The organism is Zobellia russellii, from assembly GCF_044597075.1.
Taxonomy (GTDB): Bacteria; Bacteroidota; Bacteroidia; order Flavobacteriales; family Flavobacteriaceae; genus Zobellia; species Zobellia russellii.
Window position 1 is genome coordinate 1,801,317 of record NZ_CP139000.1, and the last position, 18,752, is coordinate 1,820,068.

Below are 18,752 nucleotides of genomic sequence, written 5' to 3' on the forward strand. Positions count from 1 at the left end.
GTTGTTTAAATATTCATTTTCTTTAATTCCTCTACAGCATGATTGGCTGCTCTTGCCGTTAGAGCCATGTATGTTAGTGAAGGATTTTGACATCCTGCAGAGGTCATACAAGCCCCATCGGTAACATATACATTAGGCACTTCATGCAGCTGGTTGTATTTATTCAAAACCGAAGTTTTTGGGTCCTTACCCATTCTAGCCGTACCCATTTCGTGAATACCGCCTCCCATGTACGATTCCCTTTTGTTGGCCCTGACATCTTTAAAGCCTGAATTTTCCAACATTTCTTGGGCCTGCTCTATCCAATCTTTTTTCATCCGTTTCTCGTTATCTTTGAACTCGGCATCAAAAACAATTGTAGGTAAACCGTAGTCATCAAGCTTATCATAATTTAATGACATATGGTTTTCATGATACGGCAATACTTCTCCAAAACCGCCTAAGTTAATTCGCCAACCTCCAGGTTCCAGCATGGCTGCTTTCAATTCTTCTCCGTAGGCATACTCAGGAATCAAAGTACTAAAGTCATTACGCCCGGCACTACCTTGGTATCCGTAACCCCGTATAAAATCTACTTTTTTAGAGGTGGAATCTACATTTCTAAACCTTGGTATATAAAACCCGTTAGGTCTTCGTCCTTTATAGTACTTATCATCATAGCCATCTATTTTTCCGCTTGCACCACCACCTAATTGGTGATCCATGATATTGTGTCCCAATTCACCACTGGCATTGCCCATACCGTTTGGAAAAACATCTGACTTTGATTGCATCAAAATTGCCGTAGAAGCCATGGACGAAGCACACAAGAAGACTATTTTAGATTTAAACTCTATTACTTCCTTAGTATTGGCGTCTACAATCTTGACTCCTGTAGCTTTTTTTGTTTCCTTGTCGTACAATACCTCGCAAACAATAGAATCTGGTCTTAGCGTCATATTTCCTGTAGCCTCTGCCATGGGAAGTGTTGATGAATTTGAGCTAAAATAACCACCGTACGGACACCCGCGTTTGCAACGGTTCCTGTATTGGCAGGTTCCTCTTCCTGCCCCCGGTTTTGACCCTTCCGTAATATGAGCAACCCTACCTATGGTTAGTACACGATCATCATATTTTTCAGAAATACCATTCTTTAAATGCTCTTCCACGCAATTGAGTTCCATAGGTTTTAAAAACACGCTGTCCGGTAAATGGGGCAACCCTAGGGCCTCTCCACTAATACCTACATGTTTTTCCACATGCTCATACCATGGCTTTAAATCTTTATATCGAATAGGCCAGTCTACACCAATACCATCTTTGACATTGGCTTCGAAATCCAAATCTGACCAACGATAGGTTTGCTTGCCCCATATGAGGGAACGGCCACCAACCTGTGTACCTCGAATCCAATCAAATCTTTTTGTTTCATCATAATCATATTTTGAATCGTCATTAAAAAAATGACGTGTGGTTTCATCAAAACCCCAACGCGATTGCTTTGGATATTTTTCCTTTATTTTAGCTGGGGTCTCACCTCCATTTGGTAAGTCCCACGGATCAAGGTTCATAGTTGGATAATCAACTACATGTTGTACCATTCTTCCACGTTCCAGAACTAAAGTTTTAAGCCCGTTCTCGCAAAGCTCTTTTGCTGCCCATCCTCCACTGACTCCGGTACCCACTACAATAGCATCAAAAGTTGTTGTTTCTGGTTTAATTGACATTTATCTTTTTATTAGATTATTTTAATTCTAACCACAAATAGTTTTGCTTGACTATTTTTATCGGTAATCAATCCAAAGCATTTTTTTTAAGTCATCAAAAAAATTGCTTAGAAAAGAATTTAAAATTAGGCTTTTGCATAAAAAAAGGTGTCCTGCACTGTACTGTAAAGCTCGTTTGAGATATGTTATACACGCCCTTTATAAAAACTCCTTATTAAAAAACCACGGCTGTGTAGAACAAAAATTATTGCCGTTAAAAAAGAAAATCCTACTATAAAAACAGACATCATATTTACATTACTCTTTCCCATAGCAAAGAGCCGTTACTAGGTATTGAACGTGATACATTAAACTATTTCCTTAATTACTCTATCACTTATAAAACGAATAATCAGTTCTAGGGAAACGTTCTCTCAGCAAGGTTTTCATTTTTTTCTCAACCCTTTTATGCGCTGTCTTGCCCGCAAGATTTTCCACAGCTATTGGATTGCCATCACTATGATTGTAAAGTTCTACTGATTTAACCTGTTGCGTTTGGCTATCTCGCCACTCCGTGTACCGCCATAAACCATCCGTAACGGTACAACCCATAATTTTCTCTCCTCTTGGATATAAACTATATGCACCATCATTCCACGTTACATCTGGATTTTTAAGTAACGGTAATAAACTCTTTCCGTCCAAATAAGGCATTTTTAGATTGCAGGCTTCCACAAGAGTGGGAAACAAATCAACATTTTCAACCAAGGCTTTTGACACCTGCATTTCTTGAGGGGCGCTACCATCGTAATTGTTGCTAATTATCAAAGGTACCCGTACATCCAATTCAAAATTGGTATGCTTACACCATGCTCCATACTCACCGATTTTATAGCCATGGTCACTCATAAAAACAACAAGGGTATTTTTTCTCAAATCTAAATCATTCAGCGTTGTCATTATCTTACCAACTTGAGCATCCATATAACTAATTGATGCATAATAGCCATGTATTAAATCTCTTGTAAGATTATCGTCTAAAGTACCTTCCTGGGGAATACCATAATAGGCACGTAGTTCGTTCCAATTCGTAAGGGCATTAGTGTACATATTTATAGGCTCATTCCGAGATGGTACTACGAACAAATCTTTATCATATAAATCCCAGTACTTTTTAGGTGCATTAAATGGTAAGTGAGGCTTTGTAAGTCCTACGAACATTACAAAATCATCATTCTTCAGTTCTTTTAAAGTTTGTATGGCATGTTGGGTTGCCCTGCCATCCTTATAACCTTCATCAGGTACATCTGCATTTTCAAAAGCAGGGCCTCTTGTGTTTTCTCGACCTTCCTTTTGAAATTTTTCGATAAGCTCTAGATTGGATTGGCTTGCCCATGAGTTGGGTTCTTTTTGAGTAAAATTGGTCCAGCTTTCTATATCGTCCCTCCCATGATGGTAGACTTTACCAATACTTACGGTTTTATAACCATGCTCTTTAAAATATTTAGGCACCGTTAACATCTCCTTATGTACTGACCTAAGCGGGGTAAACAAATCATAAATACCAACGGTTTCGGGACGTAACCCAGTTAATATACTTATTCGTGATGGAGCGCAGATTCCTTGCTGGCTATAGGCACGGGTAAATAGTGTACCCTCACTGGCCAACTTATCAATATTAGGGCTTTTAACCATATCGTTTCCATAACAGCCCAATTCTGTTCTTAAATCGTCTATTAAAAATACTAGCACATTTTGCTTCTCCTGAGCCTTTATACTATGTAGGGTCATTATTAACAATAGAACACTCCAAATCGTGTTATTTTTCATTTTTGTAAACTTCAGTTAATTTGTCATTCGCTTAAAAAATCTTTGCCCCATTTTTCCCTTAAGTCTTTTGAAAGCGCCTTCACCTTTTCCCTATATTCGGGTTTCTCTGCCAAATTATCAAGTTCTAAAGAATCTGTTGAATGGTCAAATAACATTCTTGCGTAGGCAGTACCATCATCTTTGATCCATTCAGTATAAAATAAATCGCCTTTGATATATGTAACGGCATCTTTGAATTTACTTACTGCCCAATCTTTACTAGATTTTTCACCTTTTAAAAGAGGGACAAAACTTTTGCCTTGTACGGTTTTTGGAACATTTTCAATATCAACAAGTTCTGCAATACTTGGGTAAATATCTATATATTCTGTTATAGCATCTGTTGTTTGACCACTGGTTTTTCCTGGAACTTTTAGTAGTAAGGGTGTTCTTAAAGCCGTTTCAAATGTGACATGTTTACACCATAATTTATGATCTCCTAAATTCCAACCATGATCTCCCCAAAGAACAACTATTGTATCATCTTCTAAATCTAAGCGTTTTAACTCGTCTAATACCAAACCAATTTGCGCATCAACATAACTTACGCAAGCATAATAACCATGTATGAGTTCTTTTGCTAAATCATCAGGGATTTCCCCACTTTTAGGAATGTTGCCATAGTTACGCAATTCTCCAAAATTATGAAAGGCTTCTTTAGGGGTTGTTTCTGGTTGCTCATAATTTTGAGGTAATTCTATGTTGTTTCTATCATAAAGGTCCCAATATTTCTTTGGTGCAGTAAACGGTAGGTGTGGCTTCATAAAACCTAGAGCCAAGAAAAAAGGTTTTTTCTCGTTTTTCAGCAATTTTAGGTCGGCAATACCTTTTTGGGCAATTTTACCATCAAAATAAGCGGTGTCATTAACTTCTGCCATTTCAAATGCGGTAGCTCCTGCAACAGCTAGATTGGCATTTCCGTTTTCTTCAATATTTTTTTTAAGTTGATAATTACGAATATTACCGTCAGGAAACCAAATGGCATCCCAAGCTAAACTATCATCATCTATTTGATGATAAATTTTACCGTTTGATCGTGTTGTATAACCATTTTGTTTAAGAAACTTAGGTAATGAAGTAGCAAAGGGTACGTCTACATCTGCTCTAGTGCTATAATCAATGAAACGATTTCTTGTAGGTCTCATACCGGTAAGCAAGCTCGCTCTTGATGCCCCGCATACCGGTATATTACAATATGCGCGGTTAAAGACTAAACTTTCACTGGCCAATTTGTTCAAGTTTGGTGAAATTATGTGTTTGGCACCATAAAAATTTAATTCTGGGCGCAAATCATCCACAGCAATGAACAATATGTTTTTCGGTTTTTTTTCATGGGTTACAATAGGTTTATTATTTTCATTTTTACATGAAAGCAACAAGGTTGCTACAAATAATATGTTATATGAAAATCTATTCATTTTAAATACTTTTATCATTACCAATGCTCAATTATTGTATAGTCTTCTTTTTGCAATGTATTTTTTAGTGAATCGGCAATTTGTCGTGTTGGCGTATCTTGATCCAACTTAAATCCTTTATTACCACTAGGGGTTATAATGGGCATATTACCGGCGATTTTATTAAGAATATCGCCTTGAGAATCCATCCAATTGAACATTTTCTTTGAAAGGGTGTCTTTTACGGGTTTTAGTTCTTGAACGTTGGCCAAGTTGTGCTGTTCAAATGGATCGTTCTGAATATCATATAACTCTTCAAAAGGTTCATTTTTAAACGTATTTGCCCCTCTTTTAATAAAGTAATCTACATATGTTTTTCCCGTGAGATTGTTCTCTACTACTTCTAGAGAATTAAAGTTTCTAATGTATTTGTATTTCTTGTTACGAATCATTCTTGAGGGGAAAATTTCTGAATTCAGTATATTTTGATTGGTTCTAACACCGTATACATATTCGTTTATTTCAACATCCTTACCTTGAAGTATTGGTAGAAAACTTTTACCATCCATATCTGGCATAGCTTTTCCGCCTGCAATATCCAAAAAGGTGGGTAGTACATCTGTGTAATGAACAAGTTGATCAGAGACTGATCCGGCCTTTATTACCTTTGGCCAACGTACAACAAAGGGTACTTTAAGGCCAATATCCTTAACAGTGAATTTGCCCGAAACACCATGATCTGCACTATAAATAAAAAGTGTATTGTTACTTAAATACGTGTCAACTAAATTTAAAACATCTTCTAGTTGCGTATTATCTTCTTTTATACTTCTATAGTAACCTGCTTTAGACTTTACATATTCTGGGTTTGTCTTTTTATCCTCATTAAAGGGATAAAATTTAATATCCTCTGCTTTAGGGTTATCAACTTCAAAATATTTTCCGTGCGGATATTTTGAGGTTATGAACATACAAAATGGTTTAGTCGTATTTTTTAAATAATTTTCTATGCTATCTAAGGGAATGTAATCTCTTGGTACGTTTTCCTTAGGCACTGGTTCCCATTCTCTATCCCATTGATAAACATTAGAGGGTTTTACATGACTTTTTCCGGCCAATACTACTTCATATCCCAATTTTTTCATGTGGTCGGTAACACTTTCAATAGTTGGTCTTGTAGCCGTATGATTGGCAAAACACCCATTTTTTAATGGATATTTTCCTGTAAAGAGTTGAGATCTACTTGGTGCACAAATTGCTTGACCGGTAAACGCGTTTGTGAACAATAAACCTTCTTGAGCTAAACGGTCTACGGCAGGTGTATGTACTTTTTCATTACCATAGCAACCATAATCATATACATCTTGGTCATCTGCCAAATAGAAAATGATATTGGGTGCTTGTTCATTATTTGTTTCAGTTTTTTTTAAACGATTAGTCATATTCTTAGCGTTACTGCCACAAGAAAAAGAATAAAGAATTAGACAAAAAAGACTAGTTTTTAGAATTAGGTTCATCTTATATTTTTAGTACACAACAATTCTTATTTGTAAATAGAAATCAAATTATTTTTCTATATCTGCTTTTTTCAATTTAAACTTGAGGGGTTTAACGATCCTATGACAATTAAGTTCTGACTAAAGACTGGAAATTTTACTTTTCTCTGCTTATCTTGTTACGAACCTTCGCTCTAAATTCTACTTAAAAAGCCGTTGGCTTCAGTTTTTCCTTTAGAAATTTTACTAGTTTTCCAAATCCTGTCTAACATATCATTAGGTCTAGTGATTTTCTTGATAACTTAAAATTGAATCTATTACAAGTCATACCAGAAACATGCTCGATGTTTATTACTCCGCGTCAAATTGTATTACCCCTCTCTTTAAAGAGTTTGACTTTAATTCTTTAGAACCCAATTTTAACACCTCTCCTTCTCCTATGTATAATACTATATTAGCACCATGAGCTTTAGCCGTCTTACGAACTACACCAAATCGCCCTTTGAAATACAGGTTCAATTCATCATTTTTATAAATGGCATTGTCCCTGTCCTGTACAATGATAATGTCGGTTATAAGCGAATCTTCAACTTTGGAGATTACAATGGCACCTACAATCTTATCTTCGTCCCATAATGGTTCTACCTTTTGAATACTAGCTTCTTTTTGAGTTGAAGGTTCAAATATTCCAATATAGGGTCTATCCCAAGCTTCGCCCTGTTGCCTAACGGCCAATACTTGCGTCTTTTTATCTATATACCCGTTTTTTGCTTCGCGAGTTGGAGGTGCCAATGCTTTGGTGTATTCCCTAGAAACTCCTTCTGGAATAAAAAGGTGCATGTAAGTATTGTCAAATTCAATATCAAACCTAACCTTTATTTCTTTTTTAGTAGCCTTAGTTGATTGTGTGTCCTCATAATAACGCCATCCGGGAGACTTCACTACGTCACCAATGTCATTTTGATAGCGGTCTGTTTTTTTTAGTGCCAATTCCTGATTTTCCAAAGTAAAAATTTGAGTTCTATCGCCTATATTATGATAGACATAATCATGGAATTTATTCTCATCATTGGATTTAGAGCGAAACATATCAAAATAATATCCCGTAGTTGCGCTAGTTCTTATAATACTTAAGGTACGTTCCTGTTTTGCATTGTTTACGGTATCATCCAAGAATTGAGTAGCAAAATTGAACTCTTTGGATATTCTTTCTTCCAAATGCTTGGGTTCCGCTGCGATATTTACCGTTTTATTCTGCCAAACATTAGCCTTGCCCTTCCATGAACCCTCGTCCCGCCCATGGGAAGAACCGTTCACGATTACTGTATTATTTCCCGCGTATAATCTGAAATAGTGTTCGTGCAAAGGAATTTTTCGCTCAGGAACAGAAGCCGGCAGACCCGCATTGGGCGCCATTATATAGCCCGCTCCATACAATTCCATACTTATTCCCGTAAGGTGACTATGTACGTAGTGAGCTCCGCCTATAATACCGCATAATCCATACGTTTCATTATTTTCATCAACATAATTTCGTTGAAGAGCTATACCCGCATGGTCTACAATAACGGTGGCTTTATCCAAGTTAACCGAGTCTTTTATTTTTTTGGGTACGGACTGCCCCCAAAATAGCTCCAACAAATTAAAATTATCAAAGACACTACCCGTGGATAGGTTTGGTCTATGACCTCCATTGGCCTCATAAGAATTTTTAAGAGCTAATTCCGCTTTATTCTGCAATGTCTTATATCCTTTTCTTGATGCAAGGTTCAATGTGTATCTATACAAATCCCCTGTAAAGTCATTATACCGTTTTGAATCTCCGTATCTAACAAAGGTCCTGTTGGGGTGCCGTAAATAATCGAATAGAAAGTTTCCTTCAAGAACATGTTTATAATCTGCCGCTACGTTCATTTCCGGTTTTACACTATCTACAATATTCAACACCATCATAATAATGGGCATAAAACTGTAGCTAAGTGATTCCGGCCAAATTCCTTGCCCCGAGAACATAGGCAAGATGGTGTTCTTGAACGAGTTTTGATGCGCTGTACCCTTCTCCCAAAAAGTTTTGAACAAACGCTCACGTTCCATGTCATCTTCAATACATAAAATTCCAAATAGTGCTCCAGGTGCGGTAAGTATAGGATGGTTGGAAACTCTCTTAACATGTACATCCGGCTTTCCATATTCTTGCAGAACATTGCCTACCATATTGGCAATTGCCTTTTGTGCTTTAGTATTATCAAAAGCAACTAAGTGACCCTTGTCTTTATCAAAGACCTTTACATTTTTTTGCTTTAAATAATTGTAGATAAAATCGTAGGCTACGGCAAATGGGGCATATGTAGTTCTTGGATCAAAAAAAGCATACCCGCATATAGTAGTGGTTTCGGGCGTTTTAATAAACAAAACATCTGTGTACACGGCTAAAATATCAGCTGCAAACTGTGCATATTTTTCATCTTGTGTTATGAAATATAGCGCTCCTGCATTAGCCGCTAGAGACAATACCTCGTTATGCGCAGCTGCTATTGGGCCGGCTTCTCTTTCTTTGTTCTCATGGTCATGAACCTCAAACGCGGGTATTCTATTTAAAATAATCAACGGATGGGTCTGATGAACTTCCAAAGCTCCATCTACATGTTCATGCAATTGAGAGACGACACTTTCTGCCCAATCATATTTTTTAATTTTCTCTAAAACAAAATCTCTTTCCTGTTGTGTTGTATAAATTATGGGATGTTGCAATGACTGCCCCTTAACCGTAATTGCCGTTAAAAAGAGAACTATAGAAATCCCTTTAAGAAATAGTTGATTTATCAAATAACATCCTGTAAGAGATTCTATACTAGATTTTCCATGCTCCATATTAAGTTTAGTTCAAAAATTTTTGATTTTAATTCTTATCTATGAAATCCAACAAAAGTGCTTTTACATTTTTTACAGTTCCCAACTCCAGTCCTCCGTTCGTTGCTCCAGTTATCCAGTACAAAATCATACCTGCATCCGAACAATCCCATTTTCCCTTTTGAAACTTAACAACATCATCTACTTCGGCAATTTTCCCCTGAAGCCAGATTTGTTGCAGTCTAGAATCCGGATGGTTTTTGGCCCAATCCCATTCTGGCAATGCTACTTTTAAATGGGTGTTTTGATCCGGAATACGAACTTCTTCCACTCCAAAATCCAATATTTGCTGCCATGTGTAAAAGTCTCCCGCATTATCATTAGCTGGATGATGCGTTACTACTTTTACATATTTATGTTTTGATTTTTCCGATGCATCTAGGGCCATTCCAATAATATCGGGCTCCCCTGCCTCGATAATCCAAAGCGGATCCTTTTCGGATGAAGCGTTAATTGCAGTTTTTAAATCGTTCACCGTTTTTTCTTTTTGCCAACTAGCATCTAAAAAAGTTAAGTCCGAAAAACCACCCCACCTTCTTGCAGTAACATCGCACGAACTCTGCATTAATGCATGTCTTTCATTTTCCGCTCGTTCAGAAATTCGGTCACCCCTAACCAAATCACAACTATGGGAATAATGCACAAGTCTATTATCTAGATTTGCAGCTCTTAATAGTGCCAAAGAAACAGCAGTACCCCCTAAATCATCAGGATCAGGGGAATTCCCATCTGCAACAATAGCAATGCGCCCCGCTGGTGGTTGAATCTCCGGAAACGTTTTTGTCTCCTTTATATTAGTTTGCCCCATTAAGGTTCCACACAAAACCATGCAAAAAAGGAACAGGTAAACAACAATGCATTTTTTCATTTCCATTTGAAATCAATAGATATCTCTCAAAATTAACTTTCAAATAAAATGATAGCATCCTGTACTGTCCCGATGTAGTCATTTCTAAAACAGAATTAGCACTTCACCAAAAAAATAATTTTGGTAATTCCTTCTTTTCATTAATTTTGAAAACCGACATTGCTCCATTGTTAAAATTGCCCACTCCGTTTTTTGCATCATTTTAAGTTCCAAGGCTTTCTATAAAACCATATGGCTGCCAAGAAAGATTAAATCATTTTTTTATAATACTTGCTTCATATCAAAACTGTGTCAAGAAACTAAAAATCACGAATGTCAACACTGAATCGTAACCGGTTTATGATTTTTTTTCTCCTCCTAGGAGAATGCCTTCTTGCGCAAGAAAATGATTTCCATTTTCGCCATTTATCAGTAGAGAATGGGCTTTCAAACAATTCGGTAATTGCTATTGAACAAGACCGTTTGGGGCAAATGTGGTTTGGCACCCGAAATGGCTTAAACAGATATAATGGCACCAACATTGACATTTTTAAATATGTTTCTGGAGATTCGACCAGTTTAAGCAATAGCGACATTCTATCTATAAATGAAGATAGTGATGGATACATTTGGGTAGGAACCTATAATGGGCTTAACCGGTACGATCCCGTTAAAAATACTTTTAAGAGCTTTTATAAAAGAAACGGTCCTGATGGTTTATGCAACGCTGTAGTTATTTGCAGTAAAGAAATAGGGAATGGAGAAATTTGGTTCGGTACGGCAAATGGAATATCAATCTTTAACAAATCTAAAAACAACTTTACCCATATACTGTACAAAGAAGGTGATGCCAATGGCCTGCCAGGCGAGAACATACAACGTATTTTTATTGATGAAAACAAACGGATCTGGATAGCGACTACCAAGGGCTTGGCCAGATTGGAGAGTAAAAACAATGATAGATTTACCTTTAAACAGTTTAAATACAATGACGGGACTGAAAACCTTTTCATTCAAGATATAAACCAAATAGATTCTACCACCTTAGGTATAGCAACCAAATACAACGGCTATATGCTGTTCAACACTGAGAATGAAAAATTTCTTTTACACAACGAACAGATTATTCCCCTCTCTGCAGATGTGCGCGTTGTTCAATCTTCCAATGATGGATCCGTTTGGCTAGGAACTTCACATGGGGTACGGGTCATAGGGCCCGAAAAAAAGATATGGGATTTAAAAAGTAACAATAGGGCAAAAAACTCATTAAGTCAAAATTTTATTAAATCTGCTTTTAAGGATAAAAATGGAACCATCTGGTTGGGCACATATAGTGGTGGTGTTAATATATGGACAGAGTCTAATGAAAACTTCGTGAATTTTGTCAATCATGATATTGATAATAATATAGTTAACTCAATTGTTTCAGATGATTCCTCTAATATATACTTTGGCACGGAAGGAGGAGATATTACCATCCTGAATCCAAAAAACAAAAAACTTGAGACCCTTAATTTATCGGATGCTGAAGAACTTAGGCCTAACAACATTCAAACCTTATACCTTTCTAAGAAAAACGTACTGTGGGCGGGGGTTTTAAACTATGGTATTCTCGTGTATGATGTCCATTCAAAAAAAATGTTGGAAGATGTTATATCCAATGAGCTTAAAGACTACCTCAAGAATACGGGTGTATACGTAATAAAAGAAGCAAAAGACCAAGTATACTGGATAGGTACGTTTGGCAAAGGACTGGTCAGGTATGATTTAAAAACCAAGACTTTTAGAATCTATGGAAAAAAGTCGAAAACAGGCCCGGTACTCTCGTCAAACGTTATAAAAACCTTATGTATAGATAGTATGGGTAGGATTTGGGCTGGCGGTTTGGGAGGCTTAAACCTAATAACATTTAAAGATGAGGAAGAAAACCAATATGAAGTATCTCAATTCTTTAGAAGTACACTTTACGGTAATGATATTAAGACGGTGATTGAAGACAGTAAGCAACAAATTTATGTTGGCACAAAAACCGAAGGTTTATTTAAGTTTAACGGTTTAGATTTTGAACAAATACCATTAAATAAAGAAAACTCCGTTTCTTCAGTATTCACTATTATTGAAAATGCCAAAGATGAATTTTGGCTGAGTACTGATAAAGGAATAGTTAAATACAATGCTAGCTCCAAAGAGTCTGTGGTTTACGACCAACGCTATTCATTAAATAGTAATGAGTTTAGCCCAAACGCAGGTTTGCGATTAAATGATGAAAAAATCTATTTTGGAGGTAACGAAGGGGTCACATTTTTTAATCCTAAAAAACTAATTACCAATACCTATGCTCCAAAAATTATCCTCTCGGATTTGCAAATAAAGAACAAATCCATACCCATAAATGATGAACGGAAAATATTAACGAGCACCATAACCTATTCCGATGAAATTACCCTGAATCATCAGAACTCTCATTTTTCCATTAATTATTCCATGCCAAGTTATATAAGCCCCAATAACAATAGTTATGCCTACAGGCTGGTTGGTTTAGATGACACATGGACATTCACAAAAAATACTGAAGCTTTTTATACACTTCAAAAACCAGGAGATTACCTATTTGAGGTAAAAGGTGCAAATAATGATGGTATTTGGAATGAAAGCGCAACACAGCTAAAAATCACCATTAAACCTGCCCCATGGAAAAGCAATTGGGCTTTTGCCCTATATGGTCTACTAATTGCTATTGGCTCTTTCAGTTTATACCTCATTGTAAAATCTCAGGCGCGGTTGAAACAGGATTTACGATGGGAGCAGTTGGAAAATAAGAGACAGGAAGAAAATCATTTAGCCAAACTGCAGTTTTTCACCAATATATCACATGACTTTAGAACTCCCCTAACCCTAATTTTAGGTCCCTTACAACAAATACTTGCAGATTATAAAGGTAGTAGCCTAATGTATAAAAAATTGTTGGTCATAGAAAGTAGTGCCAATCACCTACTTCAATTAATCAATAAGTTAATGGACTTTAGAAAATTAGAAGACCGCCAATCCAAACTGCAAGCCGCCGAAGGAAATATCATAAAATTTCTACGGGAAATATATTTGTCCTTTACAGAATATGCCAAGGATAAAAAATACACTTATACTTTTGAGAGTTCCCACGAAGAAATCTTAGTTTTCTACGATAGATATAAACTAGAGCAAGTTTTTTATAACCTCATCTCCAATGCATTTAAGTATACGCCAAACGGTGGCAAAATTGGTATCTATGTTTACGAAAACCATGAAAACATTTTTATAGATGTAAAAGATACAGGAATTGGTATTCCCTACCCCTATCTTAAGCAGGTTTTTGATAGGTTTTTTGAAGTACCCGAAGAAAAAAACGTAGGCCCCAATTATACAAAAGGAACAGGCATAGGGCTTGCCATTGCCAAAAACACCGTTGAGTTGCACCATGGATCTATAAAGGCTCTCAATAATGAAGGAAAGGGAGCCATTTTTAAAGTAAGTTTACCGCTAGGAAAAGAACATCTTTCAGAAGAGGAAATCATTCCTGATTTTAAGTTCAGTGATGATATTGCACAATACACCTCTCAATTAACCCATGGGGATAAAGAGTTAATTTTTGATGACCCAATTGAAAACCTTCGCCCAAACAATGAATTGCCCTTAATCTTAATTGTTGAGGACAATGACCAGTTACGATCATTTTTTAAAAATTTCCTAGGTAAAGAATATGCAATTAAAGAGGCTAAAAATGGAAAAGAAGGGTTGAAAAAAGCACTGAAATTTAATCCTGACTTGGTTATAAGCGATGTAATGATGCCTAAAATGTTCGGAACAGAATTATGTGTGCACCTTAAGCAAAATATTAAAACAAGCCATATACCCGTAATTTTACTTACAGCTCGTACCTCCTTAATATATAAATTTGAAGGTCTGGAAAGTGGTGCAGATGACTACATTAGCAAGCCCTTTAATATTAAAGAATTTAAATTAAGAGTACGAAACCTGTTGGAATCTTCAAGACGTTTGAGAGAAAAATTCTCAAGTGAAACCCATCTCTTGGCCAGTGAGCTAACCGTAACTTCCTTAGATGAAAAATTACTGGAAAAAGCCATGACAATTGTAGAATCCAACATTTCCAACGCCGAGTTTGATGTTGCTACATTTTGTAAAGAATTAGGAGTAAGCCGTACAATGTTATTCTCTAAAATAAAAGCATGGACTAATTTTACTCCAAAAGAATTTATTAGCGAAATAAGGCTAAAACGGGCGGCTCTTTACTTTGAACAAAGTAAAATGAATATTTCCGAAGTAAGTTATGAAGTAGGTTTTCGAAACCCTAAGTATTTTAGCAAATGTTTTCGTAAAAAATATGGGAAAACCCCTTCTGAATATATTAAGAAGTTTTCTTGACATAAAAATAATGTGACCTCGTATTATTATATATGCTAAAAACTTGCCTTCTTGATTATTCGTTAGTTCGTAGAATCAAAACAGAAAAAAACTGTAATTTTTATTATATATCCTAGTTACGCAATAACACATAATATTTCCCGTAACAAAAAATACTCTTTGTACCAGTACAAGATAGAATTACAATGTTCATTCTCTCTACTTCTTGCCCCAAGGATCTTTATATTCTAGTTTTTCATTACTTATTAGCGATTTATAAATATGCCTAGTTATAGGCATCCAGATTGGTCTTTCGTTCCAAAGAAGTTCCATTAATTTAGTTCTCCATTTTACATATTCCTGGTAAATTTGTTTTTTCGGTTGGCAAAATTCTTGTTAAACCAAAGGTTTTTGCTAAACCATTCTTTAAGTCATACATAACACTAACAAAACCTTTTAAAGCTATGAACCTTTTATCTCCTATTCTAACAGCACTCTCATCTAACTTTCTCAAAATAACTTCGTTAAGTAGATGCAGACTTAGCCTTTTCAAATAAGGTAAAAGTTTCACTCCATCCTAAATAAGCTCATCATCAACCTAAATATTAGCAGCCTTAACTGCTGTTGTACTAAATATATTCAAAGAAGATGTTAAGCCGTCTAAAGAATTACCAGAGGGTAATTGACCCGACCAACTTACTACAAACGGCACACGATGACCTCCTTCAAACTTATTTCCCTTCCAACCTTTTAGAGGACCGGTACTGCTTTGATTGTTATTCGCACCAATAAAATAAACTTTAAGTTAATTTTCATAGATATCCGTTGACTTAAAATTTTGTTATTTTGCCGACGCTTTAGTTTCTTCTATATCTTACTCCTATAAATTTCAATAGGCCGTTACTTATTTACTTGCTAAATTGACCGATTTTATATTTCCCTAATTAATAAAATGAGTCTTGAATTATCGAATTTTAATTAAAACACTGCTTATTCTATTGTTACTAAATCTATATTGGGCGCTTTGGAACCGGTTGACTTTAACTCAATATAATTAGACCCTACCTGAAATGGTACTTTTACGGTAATACTATTCCAATCAGCATTTTGAGAGCCTGTTGGTTCAAACTCTATCTCCTTAATCAATTTATCATTTACTTTTAAGGTCATTGGACATTTATTGTTCTCAAAATTATGAGCATACCTGAATGTTAGAGTGTATTTCTCTGCATCTCCATCATTTTCCTGAAACCATTTTACATACCCTTCATTTCCACCAAAATCTAAAAAACCTTCACCCCTGTAATCCTTACCAACGGTTTGCTTTATAGCTCCTCCAAATGTTGCATCCTCAGCCTGAAGTGAGTACCCCCTTCCTTTCCATGGATTTACGGTGTTTTCATCACCAATAAAAAAACCTTCTTCCTTCCCAAAATTTTCTTTTAGAGATAATAACACCTTGCCATTTTCAATAACTACGGCCCTTACCGTAGTTTTATCACTAGCTTCAAAAGGCTTGGAGTAGTCTTTGCCTTCCTTTAATGGGTCTTTCCCGGAAATGGTGTACTTAATCGTCAATTCGCTATCCACTTTTTCACCAATTAAGTTAAATCGGTTCGCAACGATAGTAATCTTTTCAGATTTAAAGAGTGACTTGTCTCCCAATATTGCAGCCATAGTAACAGTTGCATTTTCAGGTTTATCCGTTGATTGAATAAATGCGCGCGTTTTTCCCATGAACATTTTTCGATATTCGGATTTAATTTGGTTTACAGAGTCTACAGGGTCTCCATTTTCTAGCGAAACCAATCTAATACTTTTGTCAAAGTGATAATATATCCTGTTCTCTGCATAAGGATATATATTATCATTACTGTCTACACCATTTGTAGTAATAATAAAATAATCATTAAAACCTCCTTCGCCATTTAATCTTTCGATGGAATTTCTTAATCTAGAAGGTTCCCCTGCCGTGACCATTTCATCCTTTGCCACTTGTTGTCCTCCTTGGTAAGCAATAGCTTCTAGCTTTCCTTCTTCGTAGGGGACTAACCATTCGCACTGCATTTCATTCCAAACCGTACCTGGTTTATCTTTCCCAAGGGATTTGCCGTTTAAAAAAAGTTCTACTTCGTCAGCATTTGAATATACCCAGACCGGGACTAACGTGCCTTTGGGCATATGAGGATGTGTCCAGTGCGGTAAGATGTGTGTCATAGGTTTCTCTGTCCATTGGCTTTGATAAAAATAGAAAAGATCCTTTTCAAAACCGGCTACATCTATAATTCCGCCCATGAATAAACGAAAAGGCCATCCGCCATGTGCTAGTTCAGCTTCTCCGTAATAATCAAATCCAGACCAACGGAACTGCCCACTGTACCAAGGAAGATCACGTGCTAGTTCCCAGCTTTTCCTGGCCGATATTCTAACGGTTGCATTGTCGTATGATGAGTTAAAATGCTGTTTACGATTATTCCATTTTAAAGGTGCGGCCCATTGATCAAAAAATATTTCTTTCTTTGTAAGGTTTGGCAGCTCATAATATCGAGGGTTATATCCATCTCTAAACCAAGATTGAGTGCGGTAATACCCACGAGTCTGCCACGTATGGGGTGCTTCTGTAGAAAGAAAGGGTTTTTTAAAATTAGCGGTCTCAAAGAAAGTTTTTCGCTCTGAGCCACCGTTAATGCCAATAATGTCCATATCATCAGGATTTGCAGTACCGGACGTGACCATTCTTGACGGATCAAGCGTGTGTACAAGGTCAACTAAACGGGGAGCAACCTCTCCGTCTGTTTCATTACCCAATCCCCATAAAATGATACTTGGGTGATTACGATCTCGTGTAACCCACTCTTCTACATCTCTCTCCCACCATTCATCAAATGCCTGTTGCCCATAATCATAGAGCGCTTTTTTACTCCAACCGTCAAAGATTTCATCAATAAGCAGAATGCCCATTTCATCGCATAAATCGTAAAACATAGGAGGAAATGGTTTTACGGTCACCCGAATGGCATTAACACCCATACTTTTTAGTAAGTTAATTTTCCATCGCAGTAGCGGTTTGGTCCAAGCCCCGCCAAAAGGACCTCCCTCGTAATGCTCGCTAACGCCTTTTAATTTGATGTTTTCTCCGTTTAAATAAAACCCCGTTTTTGTTTTCCATTCAATCTCTCTAATACCAAATTTAGTATGTATTTCATCCAAGACTACATCACCATTTTTGATACTAGTTATCAACGTATATTGTTTAGGTGATTCCAAATTCCACAGCTCCGGTTGTTTTACCGATAAGATTACATTACCGTATGGCTTTGAGCTATCGATTTCTTTATTAAAGGCGAGCAATTCTTGACCATCTGGAGAGATAACCGATATAGTTGTATAAGCACCAGGCCATTTATCGCCTAGATTCAGTATTTTAAAATCAATATTGATTTTTGCCGAGTCTTTGGATATTTTGGGTGTTCGAACAGCTATACTATTGGGGGCAAAATGCAATTTATTGGTCATAATCATTCTGACCGGAGCATAAATACCACATGGGTGATACCAACGTGCAGATGGTTCCTTCGAATTATCAACCCTAACCGCTAGAGTATTTTTCCCTTTTTTTATATACTTTGAAATTTCATAACGAAAACTTATATATCCATATGGCCGTTTTCCAAGATAATTACCATTAATCCACACTTCACTATTCATATAAACCCCATCAAAGTCTATGTAAATCGCTTTTCCTGTAGAGCTTCCTTTTAAATCAAACGTTTTTCTGTACCATCCGATTCCTCCATCATGGTACCCCCCGGATTGACCTTGTGTTCCTTTCTTTGATATCCCTTCTTCAAAAGACCAGTCATGTGGAACTGAAATAATTCTCCAATCATTATCACTTAATATCTCCTTTGAATAATCCGGGCTATCACCTCGCTTAAATTTCCAATTCTTATTGAAATCAACCTCTGAACGAGATGAAAACAATTGGGTGGGAATACAAAAAATTATAATGATAATGCATATAATTTTTGAATTGTAAAATTCCTTTGTAATCATTTCAATGTTATTGTTTACTATTCAATCACATACTTACTAAAGAAAAACTCTAATAAAGTACGCTCTATAAAAACCTTTATATTCGTTACTATAT

Annotated in this window: 9 protein-coding genes; 1 reads left to right on the forward strand and 8 read right to left on the reverse strand. The window is 36.3% G+C overall.

Translation table 11 applies throughout. The features are described 5' to 3' along the window. Positions 1-5: 5 nt before the first annotated feature. The 6 genes from SJY45_RS07215 to SJY45_RS07240 form a co-directional block, all read right to left on the reverse strand. Positions 6-1,706 carry a GMC oxidoreductase gene (locus SJY45_RS07215; RefSeq protein WP_215441592.1) on the reverse strand — a complete coding sequence of 567 codons (1,701 nt, stop codon included), beginning with the start codon at positions 1,704-1,706 and terminating at the stop codon, positions 6-8. Between the two features lie 372 nt (positions 1,707-2,078). Beyond that, positions 2,079-3,515 (reverse strand): sulfatase, encoded by a 1,437-nt coding sequence (locus SJY45_RS07220; RefSeq protein ID WP_400073831.1) that lies wholly within the window; start codon positions 3,513-3,515, stop codon positions 2,079-2,081. 23 nt (positions 3,516-3,538) lie between these two features. After that, on the reverse strand, positions 3,539-4,972 hold the full coding sequence (locus SJY45_RS07225; RefSeq protein ID WP_400073832.1) for a sulfatase: 1,434 nt from the start codon (positions 4,970-4,972) through the stop codon (positions 3,539-3,541). A gap of 17 nt (positions 4,973-4,989) precedes the next feature. Then, positions 4,990-6,393, reverse strand: a complete 1,404-nt coding sequence (locus SJY45_RS07230) for a sulfatase (protein WP_303406817.1) — start codon at positions 6,391-6,393, stop codon at positions 4,990-4,992. A gap of 405 nt (positions 6,394-6,798) precedes the next feature. Further along, complete coding sequence (locus SJY45_RS07235; protein WP_400073833.1) at positions 6,799-9,318, reverse strand: hypothetical protein; 2,520 nt, start codon at positions 9,316-9,318, stop codon at positions 6,799-6,801. A gap of 28 nt (positions 9,319-9,346) precedes the next feature. Then, positions 9,347-10,165, reverse strand: coding sequence for a hypothetical protein (locus SJY45_RS07240; protein WP_215912358.1), 819 nt, complete (start codon positions 10,163-10,165; stop codon positions 9,347-9,349). Positions 10,166-10,537: 372 nt separating this feature from the next. On the opposite strand from SJY45_RS07240, the gene SJY45_RS07245 reads away from it, so the two are divergent. Beyond that, complete coding sequence (locus SJY45_RS07245) at positions 10,538-14,623, forward strand: two-component regulator propeller domain-containing protein (RefSeq protein ID WP_400073834.1); 4,086 nt, start codon at positions 10,538-10,540, stop codon at positions 14,621-14,623. A gap of 316 nt (positions 14,624-14,939) precedes the next feature. On the opposite strand, the gene SJY45_RS07250 is transcribed toward SJY45_RS07245, so the two are convergent. Continuing rightward, positions 14,940-15,116, reverse strand: a complete 177-nt coding sequence (locus SJY45_RS07250) for a hypothetical protein (RefSeq protein ID WP_400073835.1) — start codon at positions 15,114-15,116, stop codon at positions 14,940-14,942. A gap of 476 nt (positions 15,117-15,592) precedes the next feature. Further along, the gene (locus tag SJY45_RS07255) at positions 15,593-18,658 is read right to left on the reverse strand and encodes a sugar-binding domain-containing protein (protein ID WP_400073836.1); all 3,066 of its coding nucleotides are present in this window, start codon (positions 18,656-18,658) and stop codon (positions 15,593-15,595) included. Positions 18,659-18,752 lie beyond the last annotated feature (94 nt).